General features: G+C 76.7%; 20 protein-coding genes. 14 read left to right on the forward strand and 6 right to left on the reverse strand.

What is annotated here, in order from left to right; all coding sequences use genetic code 11:
* Positions 1 to 36 precede the first annotated feature (36 nt).
* Positions 37 to 312: a hypothetical protein gene (locus A2CP1_RS02005; protein ID WP_012631815.1), complete on the forward strand. Its 276-nt coding sequence runs from the start codon at positions 37 to 39 to the stop codon at positions 310 to 312.
* 27 nt (positions 313 to 339) lie between these two features.
* Here A2CP1_RS02005 and A2CP1_RS02010 read toward each other — a convergent pair whose 3' ends face one another.
* The 4 genes from A2CP1_RS02010 to A2CP1_RS02025 all read right to left on the reverse strand — a co-directional run bounded on the left by A2CP1_RS02010 (position 340) and on the right by A2CP1_RS02025 (position 7,343).
* Positions 340 to 3,069, reverse strand: a complete 2,730-nt coding sequence (locus tag A2CP1_RS02010) for a M16 family metallopeptidase (protein ID WP_012631816.1) — start codon at positions 3,067 to 3,069, stop codon at positions 340 to 342.
* Between the two features lie 274 nt (positions 3,070 to 3,343).
* Positions 3,344 to 4,393, reverse strand: a complete 1,050-nt coding sequence (locus tag A2CP1_RS02015) for a polyprenyl synthetase family protein (RefSeq protein WP_012631817.1) — start codon at positions 4,391 to 4,393, stop codon at positions 3,344 to 3,346.
* Positions 4,394 to 4,491: 98 nt separating this feature from the next.
* A complete protein-coding gene (locus tag A2CP1_RS02020) occupies positions 4,492 to 6,021 on the reverse strand; it encodes a glycosyltransferase family 39 protein (RefSeq protein ID WP_012631818.1) in 1,530 nt (509 codons plus the stop codon).
* A 62-nt stretch (positions 6,022 to 6,083) separates the two neighbouring features.
* Entirely contained in the window at positions 6,084 to 7,343 is a 1,260-nt protein-coding gene (locus A2CP1_RS02025) for a hypothetical protein (protein WP_012631819.1), read from the reverse strand.
* A 55-nt stretch (positions 7,344 to 7,398) separates the two neighbouring features.
* Here A2CP1_RS02025 and truA point away from each other — a divergent pair, with 55 nt between their 5' ends.
* From truA to A2CP1_RS02040, 3 genes are all read left to right on the forward strand, one after another.
* Positions 7,399 to 8,136, forward strand: coding sequence for a tRNA pseudouridine(38-40) synthase TruA (truA, locus tag A2CP1_RS02030; protein ID WP_012631820.1), 738 nt, complete (start codon positions 7,399 to 7,401; stop codon positions 8,134 to 8,136).
* Between the two features lie 105 nt (positions 8,137 to 8,241).
* A complete protein-coding gene (gene asd, locus A2CP1_RS02035; RefSeq protein WP_012631821.1) occupies positions 8,242 to 9,330 on the forward strand; it encodes an aspartate-semialdehyde dehydrogenase in 1,089 nt (362 codons plus the stop codon).
* Positions 9,331 to 9,497: 167 nt separating this feature from the next.
* Entirely contained in the window at positions 9,498 to 9,941 is a 444-nt protein-coding gene (locus A2CP1_RS02040; RefSeq protein ID WP_012631822.1) for a bacteriohemerythrin, read from the forward strand.
* A gap of 7 nt (positions 9,942 to 9,948) precedes the next feature.
* Here A2CP1_RS02040 and A2CP1_RS02045 read toward each other — a convergent pair whose 3' ends face one another.
* Both A2CP1_RS02045 and clpB read right to left on the reverse strand, forming a co-directional pair.
* Positions 9,949 to 10,791: an LEA/WHy family protein gene (locus A2CP1_RS02045; protein WP_012631823.1), complete on the reverse strand. Its 843-nt coding sequence runs from the start codon at positions 10,789 to 10,791 to the stop codon at positions 9,949 to 9,951.
* A 128-nt stretch (positions 10,792 to 10,919) separates the two neighbouring features.
* On the reverse strand, positions 10,920 to 13,532 hold the full coding sequence (gene clpB, locus A2CP1_RS02050; protein WP_012631824.1) for an ATP-dependent chaperone ClpB: 2,613 nt from the start codon (positions 13,530 to 13,532) through the stop codon (positions 10,920 to 10,922).
* 205 nt (positions 13,533 to 13,737) lie between these two features.
* On the opposite strand from clpB, the gene A2CP1_RS02055 reads away from it, so the two are divergent.
* The 10 genes from A2CP1_RS02055 (at position 13,738) to A2CP1_RS02100 (ending at position 22,944) form a co-directional block, all read left to right on the forward strand.
* Positions 13,738 to 15,189 carry a trypsin-like peptidase domain-containing protein gene (locus A2CP1_RS02055; RefSeq protein ID WP_012631825.1) on the forward strand — a complete coding sequence of 484 codons (1,452 nt, stop codon included), beginning with the start codon at positions 13,738 to 13,740 and terminating at the stop codon, positions 15,187 to 15,189.
* 78 nt (positions 15,190 to 15,267) lie between these two features.
* Positions 15,268 to 16,404 (forward strand): type III polyketide synthase, encoded by a 1,137-nt coding sequence (locus A2CP1_RS02060; protein ID WP_012631826.1) that lies wholly within the window; start codon positions 15,268 to 15,270, stop codon positions 16,402 to 16,404.
* The gene (locus tag A2CP1_RS02065) at positions 16,398 to 16,700 is read left to right on the forward strand and encodes an acyl carrier protein (RefSeq protein ID WP_012631827.1); all 303 of its coding nucleotides are present in this window, start codon (positions 16,398 to 16,400) and stop codon (positions 16,698 to 16,700) included. The genes A2CP1_RS02060 and A2CP1_RS02065 overlap by 7 nt, the downstream gene beginning before the upstream one ends.
* On the forward strand, positions 16,697 to 18,457 hold the full coding sequence (locus A2CP1_RS02070; protein ID WP_012631828.1) for an AMP-binding protein: 1,761 nt from the start codon (positions 16,697 to 16,699) through the stop codon (positions 18,455 to 18,457). Before A2CP1_RS02065 ends, A2CP1_RS02070 begins: the two co-directional genes overlap by 4 nt.
* Before the next feature lie 6 nt (positions 18,458 to 18,463).
* Complete coding sequence (locus A2CP1_RS02075) at positions 18,464 to 19,555, forward strand: NAD(P)/FAD-dependent oxidoreductase (RefSeq protein ID WP_012631829.1); 1,092 nt, start codon at positions 18,464 to 18,466, stop codon at positions 19,553 to 19,555.
* Between the two features lie 166 nt (positions 19,556 to 19,721).
* Positions 19,722 to 20,687 (forward strand): CsgG/HfaB family protein, encoded by a 966-nt coding sequence (locus A2CP1_RS02080; protein ID WP_012631830.1) that lies wholly within the window; start codon positions 19,722 to 19,724, stop codon positions 20,685 to 20,687.
* An 8-nt stretch (positions 20,688 to 20,695) separates the two neighbouring features.
* A complete protein-coding gene (locus tag A2CP1_RS02085) occupies positions 20,696 to 20,998 on the forward strand; it encodes a hypothetical protein (RefSeq protein WP_012631831.1) in 303 nt (100 codons plus the stop codon).
* On the forward strand, positions 20,998 to 21,480 hold the full coding sequence (locus A2CP1_RS02090; protein WP_012631832.1) for a DUF4810 domain-containing protein: 483 nt from the start codon (positions 20,998 to 21,000) through the stop codon (positions 21,478 to 21,480). Before A2CP1_RS02085 ends, A2CP1_RS02090 begins: the two co-directional genes overlap by 1 nt.
* A 2-nt stretch (positions 21,481 to 21,482) precedes the next feature.
* The gene (locus A2CP1_RS02095) at positions 21,483 to 22,157 is read left to right on the forward strand and encodes a DUF799 domain-containing protein (protein WP_012631833.1); all 675 of its coding nucleotides are present in this window, start codon (positions 21,483 to 21,485) and stop codon (positions 22,155 to 22,157) included.
* 58 nt (positions 22,158 to 22,215) lie between these two features.
* Complete coding sequence (locus tag A2CP1_RS02100; protein WP_012631834.1) at positions 22,216 to 22,944, forward strand: tetratricopeptide repeat protein; 729 nt, start codon at positions 22,216 to 22,218, stop codon at positions 22,942 to 22,944.
* The last annotated feature ends 95 nt before the right edge of the window (positions 22,945 to 23,039 follow it).

The following is a 23,039-nucleotide window of genomic DNA, read 5'->3' on the forward strand; positions in this document are numbered from 1 at the left end:
GACTTCGGTCAAGCGGACGCGTGATGGTTCGCCTCGATGGAACGCCGAAACCGCGCCCGCGACCTCATCGTGCTCGCCCTCGCAGAGCTCGACGGCGAGCTGTCCACCAACCAGCACCGCCTCTGCCCCGAGCAGCTCGGGACGTGCCGCTCGCGCCTGCAGGGCTACCTCTCGGCCCTGGACGGCGACGCGCTGCCCCCGAAGCGCGACCGGGCGGAGGACCTGGGCCGGTTGATCCTCGACTCCTGGCCGTACGACGTGCCGCTCGGGCAGGTGATCCTGCGCGCCGAGCGGGCCTGGCGAAACGCCTGACCCGCCGCGCGGCGCGCGCTCCCGCGCTCACGGCACCGCCGCGCGCGGTCCGGGCGCGGGCTCCGCGGCGCCGGGCGCCGGCCGCCGCGCGATCGCCGGCAGCACCCGGGCCGGGACCCCCGCGTCCTGCAGCGCCGGCGCGATCGCCGCGGCGTCGCCCACCACCACGATGGCCTCGCGACCGAGCGCCCAGCGCCCGGCCTCGGCGACGAGCGCGCGCGCGTCGAGCGCCGCGGTGCGCGCCGCGAAGGTGTCCCACTCGTCCGGCGGCAGGCCGTGGACGAACATCTCGGTGAGCCGCAGCGCGTTCCGCCAGGAGGTGCCGAGGCCGCCTCCGGCGCGGCGCACCGCGCGCCAGCGGGCCTGCGCCAGCGCCTCGGGCTCGAGCGGCCGCGCCGAGGCGGCGAGCTCGCCCAGCATCGCCGCCAGCGCCTCGCCGGCGCGCGCGCGGTCCACCGCGGTCGAGAGCACCAGCGCGCTGCCGAGCGACTGCTCCAGGATCGACAGGGACACGCGGTAGGTGAGGCCCGCGTCGTCGCGGAGCCGGGCGGTGAGCGCGTGCTGGAGCCGCCAGGAGAGCGTCCGGAACGCCGCCTCGTCCCGGGCGCCGCGCGGCGGGACGCGCACGCCCACCAGCACCTCGGCGACCCGCCAGCCGGGGCGGTCCACCACCACCAGCTCGCGGCGCCCGGGCAGCGGCGCCGGCGGGCGGGGCGGCAGCTTGCCGTCGCCGCCGCGCGGCCGCCAGCGCCCGAGCCGCTGCTCGATCCGCTCGAACAGCGCGTCGGTCGCGGCGACGTCGCCGGCGATGACGAGGGCGGCCCGCTCCGGCCGGACGTTCAGGCCGAGCCACTTGCCCGCGTCCACGGCGCGGAACGCGCGCACCCGCGCCTCGGTGACCTCGGCCGAGTAGGGGTGCCCGGGGTAGAGCAGCTCGAGCAGCTGCTGCCCGGCGGCCTCGTGCAGCGTGGGCGGGCGGCGACGCAGCGCGTCCGCCATGGCGTCGCGCTCGCGCTCGAACGCGGCGGCGTCCACGCCGAGGTCGCCCGCGCGGCAGGCCACCTGCGCGAGCGCCAGGTCCACCAGCTCGGTGGGCGCGCGCGCGCCGAACTCCAGCCGGTCGCCGCCCACGGTGGCGGGCCGGTCCGCGCAGCGCGTCGCGCGGAGCGCCAGCACCTCGAAGACCCGCTCCAGCGGCCCGGCGGGCTCCGTGCGCACCACCAGGTGCGCCGAGAGCACCCGGTAGCCGGGGCGCGGCGACACGATCACCCGCACGCCGTTCTTCAGCTTGCGCCGGCGCGCGCTGTCGAGGTGGGGCGGGCGCATGGCGCGGGCCGCGTCGCGCGCGGGCGCGGGCTCGCCGGCGGCCGCGGCGCCGTGCGGGTCGTCTTCGTCGAGCGCGCTCGCGCCCGGGAGGCGCGGCGGCGCGTCGTCCCGCGGCGCCTCGCCGGGCACCACCGCCAGCGCCACCAGGCGCTCCTCGCGCAGCCAGCGGCGGGCGAACGCGGCGCGGTCCGGCGTCACCGCGGCGCCGACCGCCGCGGGCATGCCGGTGAGGTAGTCGGTGCGGCCGGTGAGCCGGATCCAGCGCGCGACCTCGGACGCGTCGAGCGCCTCGAGCCGCACGTGCGCGTCCAGCACCAGCCGGTCCCGCAGCTCCTCGCCCCCCGGATCCGGCCCGCCCTGCCAGCCGGCGAAGCGCATCCCGGCGCGGAGCCGCTCGACCAGCGGGCGTGCGTCGTCCGGGCCGCGCAGGCCGATGCGGATCACCGGCAGCGACGCGCCGTCCATCCCGTGGACGAGCAGCTCCACCGAGAGCGCGCGCTCGCGGTCCGGGCCGGAGAGCACCTGCTCCACCTGCGCCTCGAGCGCTCGCAGCGCGAGGTACGCCCGCGCGCCGCCGGCGGGCGCGTCGCCCGGGAGCGGCACCGTGAGCAGGAGCCAGGCGCGCTCCACCGGCGCGCGCACCACGTCGAGCGCTGCCGGCCGCGCGGCACCGAGCTCGGGCGGCGGCACGGGCGGATCGGCCGCCTGGCCCGGGCGCGTGGCCAGCTCCCCGAGCGCAGCGCGGGCGCGCGCGGCGACCGCCTTCGCCGACGCCGGCCCCGCCACGATGAGCAGCAGGTTCTCCGGGCGGTAGTGCGCCCGCGCGAACGCGCGCACGTCCTCGAGCGTGATGGCGCGCAGCGTCTCCGGCGTCGCGATCCGCCCGTAGGGGTGGCCCGCCAGCGCGCGGGCGGTCAGCCAGTCCACCTGCGGCCAGAGCGCGTCCGGGTCGCCCCGCAGCGCCAGCTCCTGCAGGACCACCTCGCGCTCCCGGCGCAGCTCGGCCTCGTCCAGCCCCGCCAGCGGATCGCGCAGCCGATCGGCCTCGATGCGGAGCAGCGCCTCGAGCTGGTCGGGGTCCCCCACCGCGTGGAAGTCGGTGGCGTCCGCGGAGGTGCGCCCGTCGAACTCGACCCCCTCCGCCTCGAGCCGCGCCGAGAGGGCGCGCCCGTCGCCGTGGCGCGCGCGGAACGAGAGGTGCTCGACGAGGTGCGCGAGCCCCTCCTTCCCCGCAGGGTCGCGCGCGCTGCCGACCCGGTACGAGGCGGCCACCAGCGTGTCGGGCCGGTGCGGCAGCGCGTACGCGACGAGCTGGATCCCGGAGGGCAGCGCCTCCGCGCCGGTGGCGCAGGCCGGCGTGGAGAGCCGGGGCCTGCCGAGGGCGCAGGACGCGAGCAGGAGGGCGGCGAGCGCGGCGACGCAGGCGCGCATCGAATGGCAGGTATGGACCGGGGCGGTCTGCGCGCAGTCCCCGGTTGGTGCAGGACGCAGCGTCGCTGCCGCGGCTGGAGACCGTCGCGGAAGCGGACCGAAGGCAAGCAGGGAGGGGTCCCCGCGCAGCGGGGGAGGGGCGCAGCCCCTCGCCGCGGGGACCGCTCGCGCGCCCGCGCACGCGGGCGCGAGCGGTCACGGGCCCCGCGCAGCGGGAGTGGGGCCCCGACGCCCTTCGGCAAGCTCAGGGCGGCGGGGCGCAGCCCCCGTTAGATCAGAACGCCCGCTCGGTCAGCTGCAGCGCCGCGGCGTGCAGCGCCCGGCGGTGCACGCCGTCCGGCACCTGCTCCAGCGCCTCGAGCGCGGTGCGGGTGTGCTCCCGGGCGAGCGCGCGCGCGGCGTCCACCCCGCCGACGCGCTTCACGACCGCGATCACCTCGCCGGCCACCGCCTCGACGTCGGCGGTGCCGTCCACCACGCCCCCGAGCCGCCCCCGCAGCGCCGGCTCCGCCTCGCAGGCGCGGATGAGCGGCAGCGTGGCCTTCCCCTCGATGAGGTCGGTGCCGAGCCGCTTGCCGAGGAGCCGCGGATCGGCGGCGTAGTCGAGCGCGTCGTCCACGAGCTGGAACGCGACCCCGATGCCCTCGCCGAAGCGCACCAGCGCGGCGGGGATCTCGCCCACCTCGCCGGCGGCCCAGGCGCCGGCCGCGGCCGCCCAGCCGAACAGCGACGCGGTCTTGCCCATCACCACGTCCATGTACGCCTGCTCGGTGGCGGAGAAGCCGCCGCGGAGCGAGAGCTGGAGCACCTCGCCCTCCACCAGCCGCCGCATGGTGGCGAGCAGCGGCGGCAGCGCCGCGGAGCGGGCCGGCTCGGCCGAGACGATCTCGAGCGCGCGGGTGAGCAGCCAGTCGCCGGAGAGCACCGACACGGCGTTGCCCCAGATGACGCGCGAGGCCGGCTGGCCGCGGCGCACCGGGCCGTCGTCGATGACGTCGTCGTGCAGCAGCGTGGCCGAGTGGGTCAGCTCGGCGGCCACCGCGTACGGCACCGCGCCGCGCATCTCGCCGCCGCAGGCGCCGCAGGCGAGCAGCGTCACCATGGGCCGGATGCGCTTGCCGCCGGCGGAGACGAGGTGGCGCGCGGCCGCCTGGAGCTTCGCCTCGGCGTCCTCGGTGGCGCGGGTGAGCTGCGCCTCCAGCTCGAGCAGGCTCTCCGGGAGGCTCGGCACGCCGGCGAGCGCCGCCTGCGCGCGCTCCGGGCGGACGCCGCGCTGCGCGCTCGCGTCGAGCTGGGAGAGGATGGCCTGCTCTTGCGCCGCCATTTCCGCGCCTCCGGGGGAACCTTCAACGAAAGTTGAAGCCGCATATAGCGCGGCTGGCGCCGCGGGGTCAACGAATGCGGCCCTCCGGGGCGCGCCGCTCACTGGTAGGACCGGAGCGCGGGCCACAGCCCGGCGAGCGGGCGCCGCAGCCCCCTGCAGATCCAGATCCAGCGCGCGTCCTCGTACGGCATCACCCACGGGCTCGAGGGCAGCCGCGCCGCCAGGACCCGCTCGTGGAACGCGCCCCCGCAGTCCTCGTCCGCGTCGGAGATCACGAGGATCGGGTCGCCGCGGCCGGGCGGGACGCCCCACAGCCAGTACTGGTTGTGCCCGGAGATGGCCGGCGGCAGCCCCAGGGCCGGGCCGTATACCTCCACCGCCGCCGCCTCGCCGTAGTTCTGGCCGAACACCGCCGCGGTGGCGCGCTCCGCCGGCGCGAGCGTCGCGGCCGCCTCGCCGACGCCGCGCACGAGCTCGGGCCAGCCGTGCTGGTCGGCGAAGATCTGCGGGAGGACGCCGTAGGCGGTCCGCTCCATCCGCTCCGGCTCCACGCCGAGCGCCGCCTGCCAGCGGACGAACGCCGGCTCCGGCAGGAGCGGGAGCGCGAGCGGCAGCGCCGGCGCGACGGACAGGACCGCCAGCGCGGGCGCGGCCAGCCGCAGGGCCGGGCGGCGGAGCAGCGGCGCCGCTGCGGCCCCGCCCGCCGCGAGCAGCAGCGGGAGGACCGGCGCGGCGTAGTAGGGCTTCCCGCCGGTGGCGGCGAGGAGCGCGAGGTAGAGCGCTGCCCCGACCCCGAGCGCCCGCGCGGCCGGCGCCGCGCCGCGCGCGAGCAGCCAGCCGAGGCCGCCCAGCCACAGCGGCGCGAGCAGCGGGTTCGCGTCGCGCAGGAGCCCGAGCGCGAACGCGGACGGCGAGGTGGGCGCGTTCTTGTGGAGCTGCCCGTTCCGCACCAGCTCGAGGAACGGGAGCCCGTGCGCGACCTGCCAGGCGAGGTTGGGGAGCACCGCGAGCAGCCCCGCCGCGGCGCCCGCGAGCGCCCAGCGCGTCCGGAGCGCGCGCCGCGCCGGGGTCGCCGCGACGCCGGCGAGGAGCGCCAGCGCCACCAGCGCGGAGGTGTACTTGAACAGCGCGCCCAGGCCGGCCACCGCGCCGGCCGCCACCCAGAGGCGCGGGTCGCCGCCCTCGGCGAGGCGCACCAGGAGCAGCGCCAGCGCGAGCACGAGCAGCGGCTCGAACGCGTTCATGGTGAGGTAGTGCCCGAGCGCGAGCAGCACGCCGCACGCGAGCGTGGCCGCCGACGCGAGCGCCGCCCCGGCCGCGCCGCCCCCGAGCCGCGCGGCGAGGCGGCCGGCGAGGAGCACCGTCGCCGCCGAGGCGAGCCACGCCGGGAGCCGCAGCCCGGGCACCCAGGTGCCGAACAGCTCGGAGGCGAGCCGCGCCACCACCGCGATGCCGGGCGGCTGGTCCACGTAGCCGGCGGCGAGGCGCCGCCCGCAGGCGACGAAGTAGAGCTCGTCGCGGAAGATGCCGTAGCGCCCACCGCAGGCGGCGTGCAGCGCGAACGCGAGCGCGGCGAGCGCGCGCGGCGCGTCGACGAGCGGCCGGTGCCCGGGGCGGGACGGATCCACGCGGCGAGCCTAGCCCGCCGCGGAGGCCGCGGCCTCGCTCCCTGGCGGGCCGGGGCGCCCGGTCACTCGCGCCAGGTCTCGAGCACGAGGTCGTCGTAGAGCACGCTGCCCTCGTAGTAGTTCACGTGCGGATCGCCGAGCATGAACCAGTCCGGCCACGCGCCGCCGGCCGGCCAGCGCGGGTAGGCCGATCCCACCGACGCGAACGCGCCCTCGTCCACGCAGCGCGCCGCGCCGGCCGCCTCGGCCGCGTCCACCGGGTAGTGGAAGACGCAGCGGGCGGCGGCGTCGACGGTGGCGCGGTAGGTCTGCTCGCCGCCGTACCGGAAGCGGCCGGAGACCTCGATCGTGTAGCGCGGCCCGTCGCGCTCGATGGTCAGCCGGTACCAGGTGCCCGGCAGGTAGGCGTCCACCGCGCGGATCGCGCCGGACGGCTGCCAGGCGCCGTTCGAGAAGGAGAGGAAGGGCGGGCCGGCGCGCTCGGTGCCGGGTTGCGTGCCGTCGAGCGCGAACAGCATCACCGGGTGCTCGCCCGACCACACGAAGCGGTCGCCGTCCCAGATCTCCATCCACGGCGGGTAGTGGTTGTCCGAGTCCACCACCACCTTGCGGTGGTGGTGGATCCAGGTGTTGACGTGCGGGCGCGGGAGCCGGTCCAGGATGGTGAGCCAGTAGAAGCCGTTCTGCCGGGTCGCGTCCTCGCCCGGCCACCACGGCCCGGCGTCGGCGGGCCCGTCGTAGCCGTTCAGCCCGCCCGCGACCCCGTCGCCGAAGGACGGGAAGCCCACCCGCACCGAGATGCGGTAGCGCGCCGGGAGCGGCGCGGAGGGGCGGAGCACGGTCGCGTCGGTGTGCGCGCGCGAGGTGATCCGCAGCGCGTGGTTGGAGGGATCGGCCGGGTCCTGGACCACCTCGGCGAGCTCCTGCGTCGAGGCGCCGGCGCGGCGCGTGTACGACTCGATCGTGAACCAGCCGCCCGCGCCCGCCGGCGTCGAGGCGCGGAACGCCGCCGGCGGGGTCACGCTGCGTGAAGCGAAGAACGCGCCGCCGTCCGAGAACGGGCCGTCGTCCGGCACGGGGTCCGGCGCGAACGCGCCGTCGGGCAGCGCCGCCTCGAAGCGCTCCGCGGCCGCGACCGCCCAGCCCGGCGCCCCCGGGGGCGGGGCGGGCGGCGGGTTCGGCCCGCCGTCCCCGGGCGGCGGCGCGCCGCCCCCGTCGCCCCCGGAGCCGCACCGCGCGAGCAGGGCGGCGGCCGCGAGCGCCACCGCGAGCAGGGCGACCGGGCGCAGCACCACGACGGCGGAGACGGGGGCGGTCCGCATGCCCGGACCCTGCGCATCGGGCCGCCCGGCCGCGAGGGCGTGGTACCTTCGCGGCGTGCCGGTGGTGAAGCTCGTGCTCGAGTACGACGGGACCGCGTACGTCGGCTGGCAGGTCCAGCCGAACGGGCCCTCCATCCAGGCGGAGGTCGAGCGGGCGCTCGCCACCCTGCACAAGGCGCCCCGCCGGGTCACCGCGGCGGGGCGCACCGACGCGGGCGTCCACGCGCGCGGCCAGGTGGTGTCGTTCCCCGAGGAGCGGCCGCTGCCGGTGAAGGCCTACGTCATGGGCATGAACGCGCTGCTGCCGCCCGACGTGGCGGTGCGCGCGGCCAGCCTGGCGCCGGACGGCTTCGATGCCCGGCGCAGCGCGCGCGGCAAGCGCTACCGCTACGTGATCGAGAACCTGCCCACCCGCGCCCCGCTCACCCGGCTGCAGGCCTGGCAGCACTTCCACCCGCTCGAGCTCGCGAACGTCCGGGAGGCGGCCGCCCACCTCGTCGGGCGCCACGACTTCGCCGCGTTCCAGGCCTCCGACTGCGCCTGCGAGCACGCCGTGCGCGAGGTGCGGCGCCTGGACGTCGTGGGCGAGGGGGGCGGGCGGATCGAGGTCGTGATCGAGGCGACCGCGTTCGTGAAGCACATGGTGCGCAACATCGTGGGCACGCTGGTGGAGGTGGGGCGGGGCAGGCGGGCGCCCGGCTCGATGCTCGACCTGCTCGCGCGCGGCGATCGCACCGAGGCCGGGCCGACCGCGCCGCCGCAGGGGCTGTTCCTGGAGGAGGTCTTCTACTGATCCGGGCGTGCTCCCCAGGACGCGGGAGCCATGGGCCCCCGCCCCCGGTGTGCTACCCTCTCCGCCTTTCCCCTCGCGTTCGCCCCTCCTCGGAGGAGAGGAGCCATGAGCCAGAAGAAGCTGAAGGTCGGAGTCCTCGGCGCCACCGGCATGGTCGGTCAGCGCTTCGTCGCCCTGCTCGAGCACCACCCCTGGTACGAGGTCACGCTGGTCGCGGCCAGCGCCAACTCGGCCGGGCAGAAGTACGCCGACGCGGTGAAGGGGCGCTGGGCGCTCAGGTCGGCGCTCCCCACGGCGACCGCCGGGCTCACGGTGAAGAACGCCTCCGACGTGGCGGCCATCGCCGGCGAGGTGGACTTCGTCTTCTGCGCGGTGGACATGCCGAAGGACGAGACCGCCCGGCTCGAGGAGGACTACGCGAAGCACGAGACGCCGGTGGTCTCGAACAACTCCGCCCACCGCGGCACGCCGGACGTGCCGATGATGGTGCCCGAGATCAACCCGGAGCACGCCGCCGTGATCGAGGCGCAGCGCAGGCGGCTCGGCACCTCGCGCGGCTTCGTGGCGGTGAAGCCGAACTGCTCGCTCCAGAGCTACGTGCCGGCCATCCACCCGCTCATGAAGTTCGGCCCGAAGCGCATCGCGGTCGCCACCTACCAGGCGATCTCCGGCGCCGGGAAGACGTTCGAGTCCTGGCCGGAGATGGTGGACAACCTCATCCCCTTCATCAAGGGCGAGGAGGAGAAGAGCGAGAAGGAGCCGATGAAGATCTGGGGCCGGGTGGAGGGCGGCAGGATCGTCGCCGCGCAGGACCCGGTCATCAGCGCCCAGTGCATCCGCGTGCCCGCCTCCGACGGCCACATGGCGGCGGTGTTCGTGTCCTTCGAGCGCAAGCCCTCGAAGGACGACGTGCTGGAGCTGTGGAAGAGCTTCTCCGGCAAGCCGCAGAAGCTGGGGCTGCCCTCGGCGCCGAAGCCGTTCCTCCAGTACTTCGAGGACGAGTCCCGCCCGCAGACCCGGCTCGACCGCGACGCCGGCAACGGCATGGCGGTCACCATCGGCCGGCTGCGCCCGGACGCGATCTTCGACTACCGGTTCGTGTGCCTGTCGCACAACACGGTGCGCGGCGCCGCCGGCGGCGCGGTGCTCACCGCCGAGCTGCTCACCTCGGACGGCTACATCCAGGCGAAGTAGCCCCGCCCGCTCGCCCGCCTTCCCCGCGCCCCCTCGCCGGCCTGCCGGCGAGGGGGTCGCCGTCTCGGCCGCCGCCGCCCCGGCCGAGGGCGAGGCGCCGCCGTTCGCGCCGGGTTACATCAGCGCTGCCGCGGCTCCCACCGGAGCCGCCGGAGGCCGCCCGCCCCATGCGCTTCGTCGACGCCAGCCAGATCCCCGAGCTGCCGCTCCCGTTCATGAACGAGGACCACGCGGAGGAGATGCGGCTGCTGGAGGGGCTGGGCGAGGCGCTCGAGGCGCACCGCGCCCGGACGGGCGGGCTGGAGACGGTGCTGGAGCGGCTCTCGCTGCTCGCCGTCCACACGCGCGAGCACTTCCTCCGCGAGGAGCAGGTCATGCGCGAGACCGGCTTCCCCGCCTACCCGCAGCACAAGGGGGAGCACGACCGCGTGCTCGCCGAGATGGACGGGGAGGCGCGCGCCTTCCGCGAGGGTGGCGATCCGGTGCGGCTCCGGGGCTACCTGTTCGAGACGGTGCCGGCCTGGTTCGTCCAGCACATCCGGACCATGGACGCGATGACCGCGCGCTTCGTCGTCTCGCGGCCCGGCGCCTCGGGCGCCGCCGCGGTGTAGTCCGCGCTCACCGCGCCGCGAGCGCGCCGCGCAGGTCCACGCCCACCTCCAGCGCGCCGTACCCGGCCCGTCCGGACATCGACAGGTCCGCCCGGCCGCGCACCGCGCCGGCCAGCGCGCCCGCGGCCGCGCCCACGGTCGAGAAGCGGACCGGCACCACCACCGTCGCCTGGCCCTGCGGCGGCACCGCGTCGAGCGGGGACTTCGCCGCCTGGATCACCGGCACGCCGGAGACGCTGAGGTCGTAGGACAGGCGGCCGGTGGGCAGCGGGAACGGGTTCGGGTTCCGCACGCTCACGCGCAGCTCGACGACGGTGTGGAACAGGGTGGACTCGCGCACCACCGCGTCGGCCAGCGTCACCGTCGGCAGGCGCGGCAGCACCACGCTGCCGTCGATCCGGTACGGCGCCGCCACCGTGCCGCCGCCGGCCCGCACCCGCGCGGCGCCGCTCACCGTCACCGGCACCGCGGGGCGCGTCGCGAGCGCCTCGAGGAAGCCCGGCACGTCGGCCCAGCGCAGCCGGACCGGGACCGTCACCGGCACCGCGCCGCCCGCCGGGAGGACGAGGTCGCTCGCCACCTGCCCGCCCCCGGCCGGCGCGCCCATCACCTCGAACGCGTAGGTGAAGCCCGCCACCGGCAGGGCCACCGGGTTCGGGTTCTCGATCCGGCCGGAGAGCGCCAGCGCCACGCCGTACGCGTCGGCGCCGGTGGGGAGGAGCGCCTCGGGGCGGAACGCCGGCGGGTCCACCGCGAGCGGCGGGGTCCGCACCGCGCGGCCGCCGCAGGCGACGGTGAGGGCGAGCAGCGCGGCGAGGGCGGCGAGGGCGGCGTGGCCGAGCGGACGCATGCGGGGACCTCCGGGGCCCGCGGCAGGCGGGCCGTCCGGTTGTAGTCCGCCGCGATCCGGGGCCGACAGGCCCGGCGTCGGGCGAGGTGGGGCCGGGGCGCACACGCGCCGCCGGCCGCCCGTCACCCTCAGTGGACGGTGACCTCCGGCCGCTCGCCCTTGCGGAACGCGATGTTGCCGTCCTTGCCCTCGTCCACCACCACGTGGTCGCCGGCCTTGAACTCGCCCTGGAGCAGGCGCGTCGCGAGCGGGTCCTGCACCATCCGCTGGATGGCGCGCTTCAGCGGGCGCGCGCCGTAGACCGGATCGTACCCGGCGTCGGCGATGGCCTCGCGCGCCGCCTCGGTGAGCTCGAGGCTGACGTGGCGCTCCTCGATGAGCTTGCGCAGCCGGCCGAGCTGGATCTCCACGATCCGCCCCACGTCCTCGCGGCCGAGCGGCCGGAACACCACGATCTCGTCCACCCGGTTCAGGAACTCCGGGCGGAACTCGCCGCGCAGGTGCTCGAGCGCCGCCTCGCGGATCTGCTGCATGTCCGCCCCGGGGCGGCCGGCGAGGCGCTGGATGTCGGCCGAGCCGATGTTGGAGGTCATGATGATGACCGTGTTGCGGAAGTCCACCGTGCGGCCCTGGCCGTCGGTGAGCCGGCCGTCGTCGAGGATCTGGAGCAGCACGTTGAACACGTCGTGGTGCGCCTTCTCGATCTCGTCGAAGAGCACCACCGCGTAAGGCCGGCGCCGCACCGCCTCGGTGAGCTGCCCGCCCTCCTCGTAGCCGACGTAGCCCGGCGGCGCGCCGATGAGCCGCGAGACGGTGTGCTTCTCCATGTACTCGGACATGTCGAGCCGGACCATGGCCCGCTCGTCGTCGAACAGGAACTGCGCGAGCGCGCGGGCGGTCTCGGTCTTCCCCACGCCGGTGGGGCCGAGGAAGATGAACGAGCCGATGGGACGGTTCGGGTCCTGCAGCCCGGAGCGGGCCCGGCGCACCGCCGCGGAGACGGCGCTCACCGCCTCCTCCTGCCCGACCACCCGCTCGTGCAGGCGCTGCTCCATCCCGAGCAGCTTCTCGACCTCGCCCTCCATCAGGCGCGACACCGGGATGCCGGTCCACTTCGAGACCACCTCGCCGATCTCCTCCGGCGTGACCTCCTCCTTCAGCATGGCGCCGCGGGTCTGGGCCTCGGCGAGCTTCTCCTCGGCGGCCTTCACCCGCCGCGTCAGCTCCGGCAGCCGGCCGAACTTGATCTCGGCGGCCTTCTGGAAGTCGGCCTGCCGCTCGGCCGCGGCCTGCTCGACCTTGAGCGCCTCCAGCTCCTGGCGCGCCTGGCTCAGCTCCTGGATCACCGCCTTCTCGGCGTCCCAGCGCCCCTTCAGCGCGGTGAACTCCTCGTTGCGGGCGGCGAGCTCCTTCTCCACCGCGGCGAGCCGCGCGCGGGAGGCCTCGTCCTGCTCCTTGCGCAGGCCCTGCCGCTCGATCTCGAGCTGCCCGATGCGCCGGCGCACCTCGTCCACCTCGGTCGGCATCGAGTCGATCTCGATGCGCAGCCGGCTGGCCGCCTCGTCCACGAGGTCGATGGCCTTGTCGGGCAGGAAGCGATCGGTGATGTAGCGGCTCGACAGGCGCGCCGCCTCCACCAGCGCCGCGTCCTGGATGCGGACCTTGTGGTGCAGCTCGTAGCGATCCTTCAGGCCGCGCAGGATCGAGATGGTGTCGGTGAGCGACGGCTCGCCCACGAACACCGGCTGGAAGCGCCGCTCCAGGGCGGGGTCCTTCTCGATGTGCTTGCGGTACTCGTTCACGGTGGTGGCGCCCACCGCGTGCAGCTCGCCGCGGGCGAGCGCGGGCTTCAGCATGTTGCCCGCGTCCATGGCGCCCTCGGCGGCGCCGGCGCCCACGATGGTGTGCATCTCGTCGATGAAGAGGATGATCTGGCCCTCCGAGCCGGTCACCTCCTTCAGCACCGCCTTCAGCCGCTCCTCGAACTCGCCGCGGAACTTCGCGCCGGCGAGCAGGGCGCCGAGATCGAGCGCGAGCAGCCGCTTGTTCTTCAGCCCCTCCGGCACGTCGCCGTCCACGATGCGGCGCGCCAGCCCCTCCACGATGGCGGTCTTGCCCACGCCGGGGTCGCCCACCAGCACCGGGTTGTTCTTGGTGCGGCGCGACAGGATCTGGACCACGCGCCGGATCTCGTCGTCGCGGCCGATGACCGGGTCGAGCTTGCCCTTCCTGGCGAGGTCGGTGAGGTCCTTCGCGTACTTCTCGAGCGCGCGGTACTGGCTCTCGGCCTCGGGCGAGGTGACGCGCGCGCCGCCCCGCACCTCCTGCACCGCCTGGCGGACGCGCTCGGGCGTCGCGCCGGACGCGCGCAGCGCCTCGCCGGCGCCGCCCTTGTCCTCGGCGGCGGCGAGCAGCAGGTGCTCGGTCGAGACGTACTCGTCCTTCAGCTTGCGCGCCTCGTCCTCGGCCCGGTCGAACAGCTTCAGCAGCCGGTTCGCCGGGTAGGGCTCCGCGCCCGACACCTTCGGCAGCGAGCGCAGCTCGTCCTCCACCCGCGAGGCGACCAGGCGCGGGTCCGCGCCGATCTTCTCCAGCACCGGGCGCGCGATGCCCTCCTCCTGCGCGAGCAGCGCGAGCACGAGGTGCTCGACGTCCACGGCCTGGTGGTCGCGTCGGCGCGCCTCCCCCTGCGCGGCGGCGAGGACCTCCTGCGCCTTCACGGTGAGCTTTTCCATTCGCATGGCGCCAACGTAAGACCGGGCGGACCCCTGGCAAGCGAGCCGTTCCGCCGCGCCGCCCGGGCCGGGAGGAGAGAGGGTTCCCTCGCCGGAGGGTCGTCCGGGCGCCGATCGCGCACGATCCGTCACGCATTCCTCGCTTGCCTGGGGGCGGCCGGCGTGGAGACTTCCGCCCCAGGCCCGGCGGTCCGGGCGGGAGAGGACGGCCATGGCGAGCGGCGGGCAGGGGTGGAAGGCGATGGCGCTGGCGGCGGCGCTCGGGGTGCTCGGCACGCCGGGGACGGCGGCCGCGGGCCCGAAGGCCGCGGGCGCGGCGCCGGCGCAGGTGCCCGCGAAGGCGAAGGCGCCGGCCGGCACCGGCCTCCTGCGCGCGCTCGACGCCGCGCTCGGCGAGGTGATCGAGAAGATCTCGCCCGCGGTGGTGCAGGTCACGGTGAGCGGGTACGCGCCCGCCGACGAGACCGCCTCCGGCGCGATCGTGCGCCAGCGCGTGCTCGGGTCCGGCGTCGTGGTGGACCCGAACGGCTACGTCGTCACGAACGCGCACGTGGTCGCGGGCGCGCAGCGGGTCCGGATCCTGCTGCCGGAGGGGCGCGGCCCGGCGGCGCACACCGCCCGCCGCATCTACGACGCGCGGGTCATCGGGGTCGAGCCGGAGATCGACCTCGCCCTCCTCAAGATCGACGCGCGGAACCTGCCGGTGCTGGCGCTCGGGCGGCGCGAGGTCCGCCCCGGCCAGCTCGTGTTCGCGGTCGGCAGCCCGGAGGGCCTCGCCAGCACCGTGACCATGGGCGTGGTCTCGTCGGTGGCGCGGCAGCCGGACCCGGCGCGGCCGGTCGTCTACATCCAGACCGACGCGCCCATCAACCCGGGGAACAGCGGCGGGCCGCTGGTGGACACCGATGGCAACGTGGTCGGCATCAACACGTTCATCCTCACGCAGGGCGGCGGGAGCGAGGGGCTGGGCTTCGCGATCCCCTCCGACGTGGTGAAGTACGTGTACGAGAGCCTGCGGCGCCACGGGCGCGTGGAGCACAGCATGATCGGGCTCGCCGCCCAGGGCATCACCCCGGGGCTGGCGGCCGGGCTCCGGCTCTCGCAGGACTGGGGCGTGGTGGTGGGGGACGTGGCCCCGGGCAGCCCGGCGGAGAAGGCCGGGGTGCTGGCCGGCGACGTCATCGTGTCGGTGGACGGGCGGCCCATCGACGGGATGCCCTCGCTGGCGCCGGCGATCTACCTGCACCCGGCGGACGCGCCGCTCGCGCTGGTGCTCCGGCGCGGCGAGGACGTGCTCTCCGTGAAGGTGGCCGGCGTGGAGCCGCGCCGCCCGGCCGAGCGGCTCGCCGAGGTGGCGGACCTGGCGCGCAGCACCGTCCCGCGGCTCGGGGTGGTGGCGATGGACCTCGACGCGCAGGCGCGCGCCGCCATGCCCGAGCTGCGCTCGCCGGCGGGCGTGGTGGTGGTGGCGCGGGTGCCCGAGGCCGGGCAGGCGGGCGCCGCGCTCGAGCCCGGCGACGTGATTCACGCGGTGAACCGGACGCCCGTCGCCTCGCTCGCCGCGCTCAAGGCGGCGGTGGCCGCGCTCCCCCCCGGCGGTCCGGGCGTCCTGCGGGTGGAGCGCCGCGGCCAGCTGAGCTGGATCGAGCTCGACCTCGACTGATCGGGGTGGGAGGGGGCGGCCGGCCGCCCCGACCGGCCGCGCGCCGGGGCGGACGCCCCGGGCGGACCCGGGCGGACCTTGCAACGCGCGCCGCGCCCCCGCATCCGATGGGTTTCGCCGCGGAGGTCGCCCGTTCCATCCACGAGCCCGAACCCCGAAGTCCTCTCCGTCGGCCGCGCGCTGCCCGCGACCGTCGCCGACCAGGAAACGCTCATCGCGGCGCTCTCGGCCCACTGGGGCGAGGCGCACTTCAACACCGGCCGGCTGGCCGAGCTCCACCGGGCCACCGGGGTGGCCCGGCGCCACCTCGCGCTCCCGCTCGAGGCGTACCCGCGCCTGGGCGGCTTCGGCGAGGCGAACGCCGCCTACGCCCGCGCCGGCGCGGAGCTGGGCGAGGCGGCGGTGCGCGACGCGCTGGAGCGGGCCGGGCTCGCGCCCTCCGACGTCGGCCACCTGTTCTACGTGACCGTCACCGGCGTCGCGACCCCGTCGCTGGATGCACGGCTGGTGAACCGCATGGCGCTGCCGCGCTCGGTGAAGCGGACGCCCATCTTCGGCCTGGGCTGCCTGGCGGGCGCGGCGGGCCTGGCGCGCGCCTCGGACGCGCTGCGCGCGTTCCCGGACGAGGTCGCGGTGCTGCTGTCGGTGGAGCTCTGCTCGCTCACGCTGCAGCGGGACGACGCCTCGATGGCGAACGTGATCGCGACCGGGCTGTTCGGCGACGGCGCGGCGGCGGTGGTGCTGGGCGGCGGGGCGCGCCCGGCGACGGCGCGGCCCCGCGGGCCGGAGGTGGTCGCCACCGCGTCGGTGCTCTACCCGGACACCGAGTGGGTGATGGGCTGGGAGGTGGTGGACGGCGGCTTCAAGGTGCTGCTGTCCTCGAAGGTGCCCGACGTCATCGCCGCGAACCTCGGCGCGGACGTGGACCGCTTCCTCGGCGCGCACGGACTCGACCGCGGGCGCATCCGGCACTGGGTCGCGCACACCGGCGGCCCGAAGGTGCTGGAGGCGGTGGGCGGGGCGCTCGGGCTGCCGCGCGCGGCGCTGGAGCGCTCCTGGCGCTCGCTCCACGACATCGGGAACCTCTCCTCGGCCTCGGTCCTGTTCGTGCTCGGCGACCTGCTCGACTCGGGCGAGGCGCGGCCGGGCGACCTCGGGCTGCTCGCCGCCATGGGCCCCGGCTTCGCGGCCGAGCTGGTGCTGCTGCGATGGTGAGCGCCCGGGAGGTCGGCCAGCCGGCGGGGGACGACGCGGAGGGGCGCGTGGCGGCGGAGATCGTGCGGATCGCCCGGGACGAGCTGCGACTCGACGGCGCGCACGCCGCGCTGGCGGCCGGGCGCGACGCGCCGCTCGTGGACGCCCTCGACTCGCTCGCGCGGCTCTCGCTGGCGGTCGCGGTCGAGGACCGCTTCCGGATCGCGCTCGACGACGAGGCCGGCCTGGCGGTCCGGACGCTCGGCGACCTCGCGCGGCTGGTGGTGGCGCGCGCCGCGCCGGAGCTGCTGCCGTGAGGCTGCGCGGGCCGCCCCAGCCGCCGCCGCGCCACACCACGCTGGTGCACGCGCTGGCGGCCGCGGCCGCGCACCCCTCCGGCGCGACCTTCCTCGACCTGCACGAGCGCGAGACGTCCCTGCCCTGGTCGGAGGTCCGCGCCCGGGCCGAGCGCGCCGCCGCCAACCTCGTCCACCTCGGCATCCGGCGCGGCGATCGGGTCGCCATCGTGCTCCGGACCGAGCCGGCCTTCCTGGACGCGTTCTTCGGCGCCTGGCTGGCCGGCGCGGTGCCGGTGCCGCTCTACCCGCCGGTGCGGCTGGGCCGGCTCGACGCGTACGCGGTGGACACCGGCCGGATGATCCAGGTGGCCGGGGCGCGCCTGGTCGTCTCCGCGGGCGGCACGCGGCGGCTGCTCGGCGGCGCCGTCGAGCGGGGCGGGCCGGAGCTCGGGTGCGTGGACGTGTCGGCGCTCTCGGCGCTGCCCGCCCGCATCGCGCGCGAGCCGGAGCCGGACGCGCTCGGCCTGGTGCAGTTCTCCTCCGGGACGACGGTGGACCCGAAGCCGGTCGCGCTCACCCACCGCGCGCTCGCGGCCATGACCGACGCGCTGGTCGCGGCGACCTCGGCGGGCCCGGACGACGTGCTCGTGTCGTGGCTGCCGCTCTACCACGACATGGGCCTCATCGGCTGCCTGCTCGCCGCGATGAGCTACCCGGGTCCGCTCGTGCTCATCCCGCCCGAGCACTTCCTCACCCGCCCCGCGCTCTGGCTGCGCGCGCTGGCCCGGCGACGCGGCACCATCTCGGCCGCGCCCAGCTTCGCGTACGCGTACGCGGCCGACCGGGTGCAGGACGCCGACCTCGCCGGCCTCTCGCTCGCGCCGGTGCGGCTGCTGCTCGACGGCGCCGAGCCGGTCTCGGCGGTGGCGCTGCGCCGGTTCGCCGAGCGCTTCGCGCCGCACGGGCTCGACCCGCGGGCGCTCGTGCCCGTGTACGGCCTCAGCGAGGCGGCGCTGGCGGTGACGTTCGCGCGGCCCGGCGGACCGCTCGGCGGGCTCGGCGTCGACGCGGCCCGGCTCGCGTCGGAGGGCGTGGTCGCGCCCGGCGGGCGGGAGGTGATGCCGGTCGGGACCCCGGTCCCGGGCGTCGAGGTCGAGCTGCGCACCGAGGCCGGGGCGCCGGTGGGGGAGGGGCGGATCGGGCGCGTGTTCGTGCGCGGCCCGGCGCTCATGCGCGAGTACCTGGGCGACCCCGAGGCGACCGCGCGCGCGCTCCGGGGTGGATGGCTCGACACCGGCGACCTCGGCTTCGTGGTGGACGGCGCGCTCCACCTCCACGGCCGCGCCCGGGACCTCGTGATCGTGCGCGGCGCGAACCACGCGCCGGAGGAGTTCGAGGCGCCGCTCGCGGCGCTCCCCGGCCTGCGCCCGGGCTGCGCGGTGGCGCTCGGCTTCGAGCCGGAGGGCGGCGCCGGCGAGGCGCTGCTCGTGCTCGCGGAGCGCGCGCGAGACGAGGAGACCCCGGATGGCGAGCTGGAGGCGCGGGTCCGGCGCGCGGTGCTGGCGGCGACCGGCATCGCGCCGCACACCGTGCGGCTGCTCGCGCCCGGCACGCTCCCGCGGACGTCCTCGGGCAAGCTGCGGCGCGCCGAGGCGCTGCGCCGGTTCCAGGCGGGGACGCTCACGCCGCCGCAGCCGGTGAGCGCGATCCGCCTCGCCCTCGCCGCCGCCCGCTCGCAGCTCGCCTTCGGGCGGTCGCGTCGCCGCGGGGGCTGAGCGGTGGTGCGGCTCCGCGACGCCGTGGTGGTGGGCGGCGGACCGGCGGGGCTCGCCTTCGCCGCCGCCGCGGCCGCGCGCGGGCTCGACGTGCTCGTGCTGGAGCGCCGGCGGGGACCGGTCGACAAGGCGTGCGGCGAGGGCATCCTCCCGGCCGGCGTGGCCGCGCTCGAGCGCCTCGGGCTGCGCGCGCGCCTCGGGCCGGCGCAGGCGCGGCCCCTGCGCGAGCTGCGCTGGGTGGACGCGTCGGGGGCCGCGGCCAGGCTGGTGCTGCCCGGGCCGGGAGGGCTGGGGGTGCGGCGGCTGGCGCTCGAGGCCGCGCTCCGCGCGCGGGCGCGGGAGGCCGGCGCGGAGCTCCAGGAAGGCGCCGAGGTGACGGAGCACCGCGTGCTCGCCGACCGGGTGCGGATCGCGGTCGCGGGCGGCGCGGCGGCGGAAGGGCGGGTGCTCGTCGCCGCGGACGGGCTCGGCTCCCCCACGCGGCGGCGGGCCGGCCTGGAGCGGCCCGTGCGCGCGCCGGAGCGCTTCGGGGTCCGGCGCCACGTGGACGTCCCGGACGCCGGCGACGCCGTCGAGGTGCACTTCGGGGACGGGGTGGAGGCCTACGTGACGCCGGTGGGCCCGCGGCAGGTCGGGGTCGCGTTCCTGTTCGAGCGCGGGGCGGCGCGCTCGTTCGAGGCGCTGCTCGGGCGGTTCCCGGCGCTCGCGGCGCGGCTCGAGGGGGCGGCCTTCGCGAGCCCGGCCCGCGGCGCCGGCCCCCTGGCGCGCGCCGCCCGGGCGCGCGTGGCGGACCGGCTCGTGCTGCTCGGCGACGCCGCCGGCTACCTGGACGCCGTCACCGGGGAAGGGCTCTCGCTCGCCTTCGGGTGCGCCCTCGACCTCGCCGCGCTGCTCCCGGGCGCGCTGGCCCGCGGCGCCACCGCCCGCGACCTCGGGGCCTACGAGGCCGCGTGGCGGCGCCGCTACGGACCGTACGCCCGCTGGACCCGGCTCGTGCTCGCGCTCGCGCGCCACCCGGCCGTGCGGCGGCGCGTCATCGCCCTCGCGGCCGCGGCCCCGCGCCCGTTCGAGCGGGCGGTCGCGGCCGCGGTGGGGTGAGGGCGAGAGCGTCCGCCGCCATCGCACACCGCGCCCGTCCCTGCGCCCAGCGCCTCCACCGACGCGTCCCGTGGACGGGGGGCCGGTCGATTGGTTCACTGTGGGGAACACCACTCGTGGTAGCGTGCCGCGTCCCTTTCCCGCACCCGGTGCGGAGGAGAGTCCGATGCGGATCCGGTTCGCCCTGCCGGTGGCGGCGCTGGCGCTCCAGGCGTGCGCCACCGTCTCGCAGCCTCCGGTGGAGGTGGAGTCCCCCGTCCCCAAGGCCGCCCAGGTCGCTGCCCAGCAGCAGGCGCAGGCGCCCGCGCCGTCGGCCAAGCGCTACAAGACCCGGATCGCCATCGCGCGGTTCACGAACGAGACGAGCTACGGCCGCTCGCTGCTGAACGACGCCGATCTCGATCGGATCGGCAAGCAGGCCTCCGACATGCTGGCGTCGCGCCTCGTCATGTCGGGCAACTTCGTGGTGCTCGAGCGCCCCGATCTGCAGAAGCTCGAGCGCGAGCAGGCGCTCCGGGGCGTCGCCGGCCTGGTGGGCGCCGACACGGTGATCTCCGGCTCGGTGACCGAGTTCGGCCGCTCGGTCGGGGGCAAGAAGGGCTTCCTCAGCAGCACCAAGGTCCAGACCGCCCGCGCCAAGGTGGACATCCGCCTGGTGGACGTGAAGACCGGCCACGCGTACTTCTCCGCGCTCGGCGCCGGCGAGGCGAGCACCGAGTCCGGCGAGATCGCCGGCTTCGGCAGCCGCGCCGAGTACGACGCGACCCTGAACGACCGCGCCATCGCGGCCGCGATCTCCGACGTGATCGACCGCCTGGTCTCCACGCTCGCCGCCCGCCCCTGGCGCTCCGACATCCTGGAGGTGCAGGGCAGGCAGGTGTTCATCTCCGGCGGCCGCCACCAGGGCGTCCGCGAGGGCGACGTGCTCGCGGTGATGGAGGCGGGCAACACGGTGAAGAGCCGCCAGACCGGGTTCGAGGTGGCGCTCCCGCCGAAGCGCGTCGGGACGATCAAGGTGCTGTCGCTGTTCGGCGACGGCGAGACGAGCGAGGGCGCCGTGTGCGAGGTGACGTCCGGCACCATCGAGAAGGCCGTCCTCCCCAAGCTCTTCGTGGCCGAGGCCACGCCGTGAGGTACGCCATGCGGAACGTGGTCTTCGCGGCGGCGGCCGCCGCGCTGGTGGCGGGCTGCGCCATGCCGCAGACGGTCGTGAAGACGGTCGAGAGCCGCCCCAGCCTGGCGGTGGCGGGCGCGCCCGCCGGCGCCGTGCTGGTGGTCGACGGGCAGCCGGTGGGCGAGGCGAGCGCGTACGACGGCAACCCCACCGTGCTGCGCGTCGAGCCGGGCACGCACCAGGTGGAGATCCGCGACCCGTCCGGCGCCGCGGTGTACCGCCAGACGGTGTTCGTGGAGAGCGAGCTGAAGACGGTGAGGGTGCACTGATGCGCGCGTCCCTCCGCGCGGTCCTCGTCCTCGCCGCGACCGCGGCCCTGCTCCAGGGGTGCGCGGGGCGCACGCTCTACCGCTGGGGCGCGTACGACGACGCGCTGTACGCCCACTACAAGAACCCGCAGGACCGCGAGGCGTTCGTCGAGCGCCTGCGCGTCGTCATCGACGAGGCGGACCAGGCCGGGGAGAAGGTCCCGCCGGGCTGCTACGCCGAGTACGGCTACGCGCTCTACGAGGAGGCCAGGTACGAGGACGCCTCGCGCTACTTCAAGCTGGAGCGCGAGAGGTGGCCCGAGTCCGGCGTGCTCATGCAGAAGATGATCGGCCTCGCCGACCGGCGCGGGGGCAAGGAGCCGGTGCCGCCCGCGCCGGCGAAGCCCGCCAGCGCCCCGCCGAAGGCCACCAAGGCGCCCGCGAAGGCGCCGGCCAAGGCCGCCGCCACGCACGGCCCGGCCGGCGCGCTGGAGCGGAGGTGAACATGGAACGGCTCGCATCGCTCGCGGGACGCATCGCATCGCTCGCGGCGCTCGTCGCGCTGCTCTCCGCCTGCGGCACCGCCCAGGTCAAGAAGGACTACGGCGCGTTCAACACCGCCCGCCCGCGCGCCATCCTGGTGGTGCCGGTGGTGAACAAGAGCGTCGAGATCGACGCGCCGGAGTACTTCCTCTCCACGCTGCCGGTGCCGGTGGCGGAGCGCGGCTACTACGTGTTCCCGGTGAACCTGGTGAAGCGCGTGCTCGAGGACGACGGCCTCGCCGACGCCTCGCTGGTGCACGGCGCCGACCCGGTGCGCCTCTGCTCGCTGTTCGGGGCCGACGCGGTGCTCCTCGCCTCCATCGAGAAGTGGGAGGCGAAGTACATGGTCGTCACCACGCAGGTGAACGTCGAGTTCGAGTACGTGCTGAAGGACGGCAAGACCGGCCAGACGCTCTGGACCGAGCGCCGGTCCATGAGCTACCAGCCCAGCAACTCCGGGGGCGGCCTCATCGGCGCGCTGGTGAACGCCGCCGTGACGAAGGCCTCGCCGAACTACATGCCGCTGGCACGGCAGGCGAACGCGCAGGCGTTCGCGTGGCCCGGCCCCGGCTTCCCCGCCGGACCGTATCGCCCGGAGTACGGCCAGGACCTCCAGGTCATGGCCGCGCAGCCCTGAGCGCGGGACCGCCGGCGCTCGCATCCGGGGGCGCCGGCGGGTAGGCTCCCGCCGCCCCATGTCCAAGCTCCTCCTGTTCTACCTGCTGGTCCAGCTGACCGGCAGCCCGCTCGGCGCCCTCGCGCTCCTGCTCGCCGTCTGGTGGGCGACCGATCGGATGACGGTCGGCGTCCTGCCCGATCCGCTCCGTGGCGTCGCCCGCTGGCGCCGCCGGCTCCAGCTCGCCCGCGCGCTGGAGGTGAACCCGCACGACCGCCGCGCGCGGCTCGAGCTCGCCGATCTCCTGCTGGCCGGGCGCCGCCCGGCCCGCGCCGCCCAGGTGCTCCGGCCCAACGTGGAGGCGGGGGACGAGGACGCGCACACCGCGTTCCTGATGGGCGCGGCGCTCGGCCGGAGCGGCCAGTCCGACCCGGCGGAGCGCGCGCTGGCCGTGGCCCGCGCCGCGGATCCCGACTTCCGGGCCGGGGAGATCGACCTCGAGCTCGGGCGGCAGCGCCTCGGCCGCGGCGATGCCGCCGGCGCCCGCGAGGCGCTGGAGCGGCTCCTGGTGGAGCGGCCCGGCTCGGTGGAGGGGCGGCTCTGGCTGGCGCGCGCGCTCGACAAGCTCGGGGACCGGGACGGCGCGCGCCGCCGGCGCGAGGAGGGCTGGCGCGAGTACGTCTCGCTGCCCCGCTTCCACCGCAAGCACGAGCGCCCGTTCGCGTGGCGGCTGCAGCCCTGGCGCCCTACGGCGGTCGCCCTGGGCGTGGTGCTGGTCCTCGCCGCGGTCGCCGCCGCGGCCGGTTGACGCACCGCGCATCGCCGGGGACGCCCCGGCGTTCCGCCCCATCACGGCCCGCCCCGCAGAATCAAGACCGTTTCGCGGACCGCTCCTGGCTAGGA

Source organism: Anaeromyxobacter dehalogenans 2CP-1 (assembly GCF_000022145.1).
GTDB classification, from domain to species: Bacteria; Myxococcota; Myxococcia; order Myxococcales; family Anaeromyxobacteraceae; genus Anaeromyxobacter; species Anaeromyxobacter dehalogenans.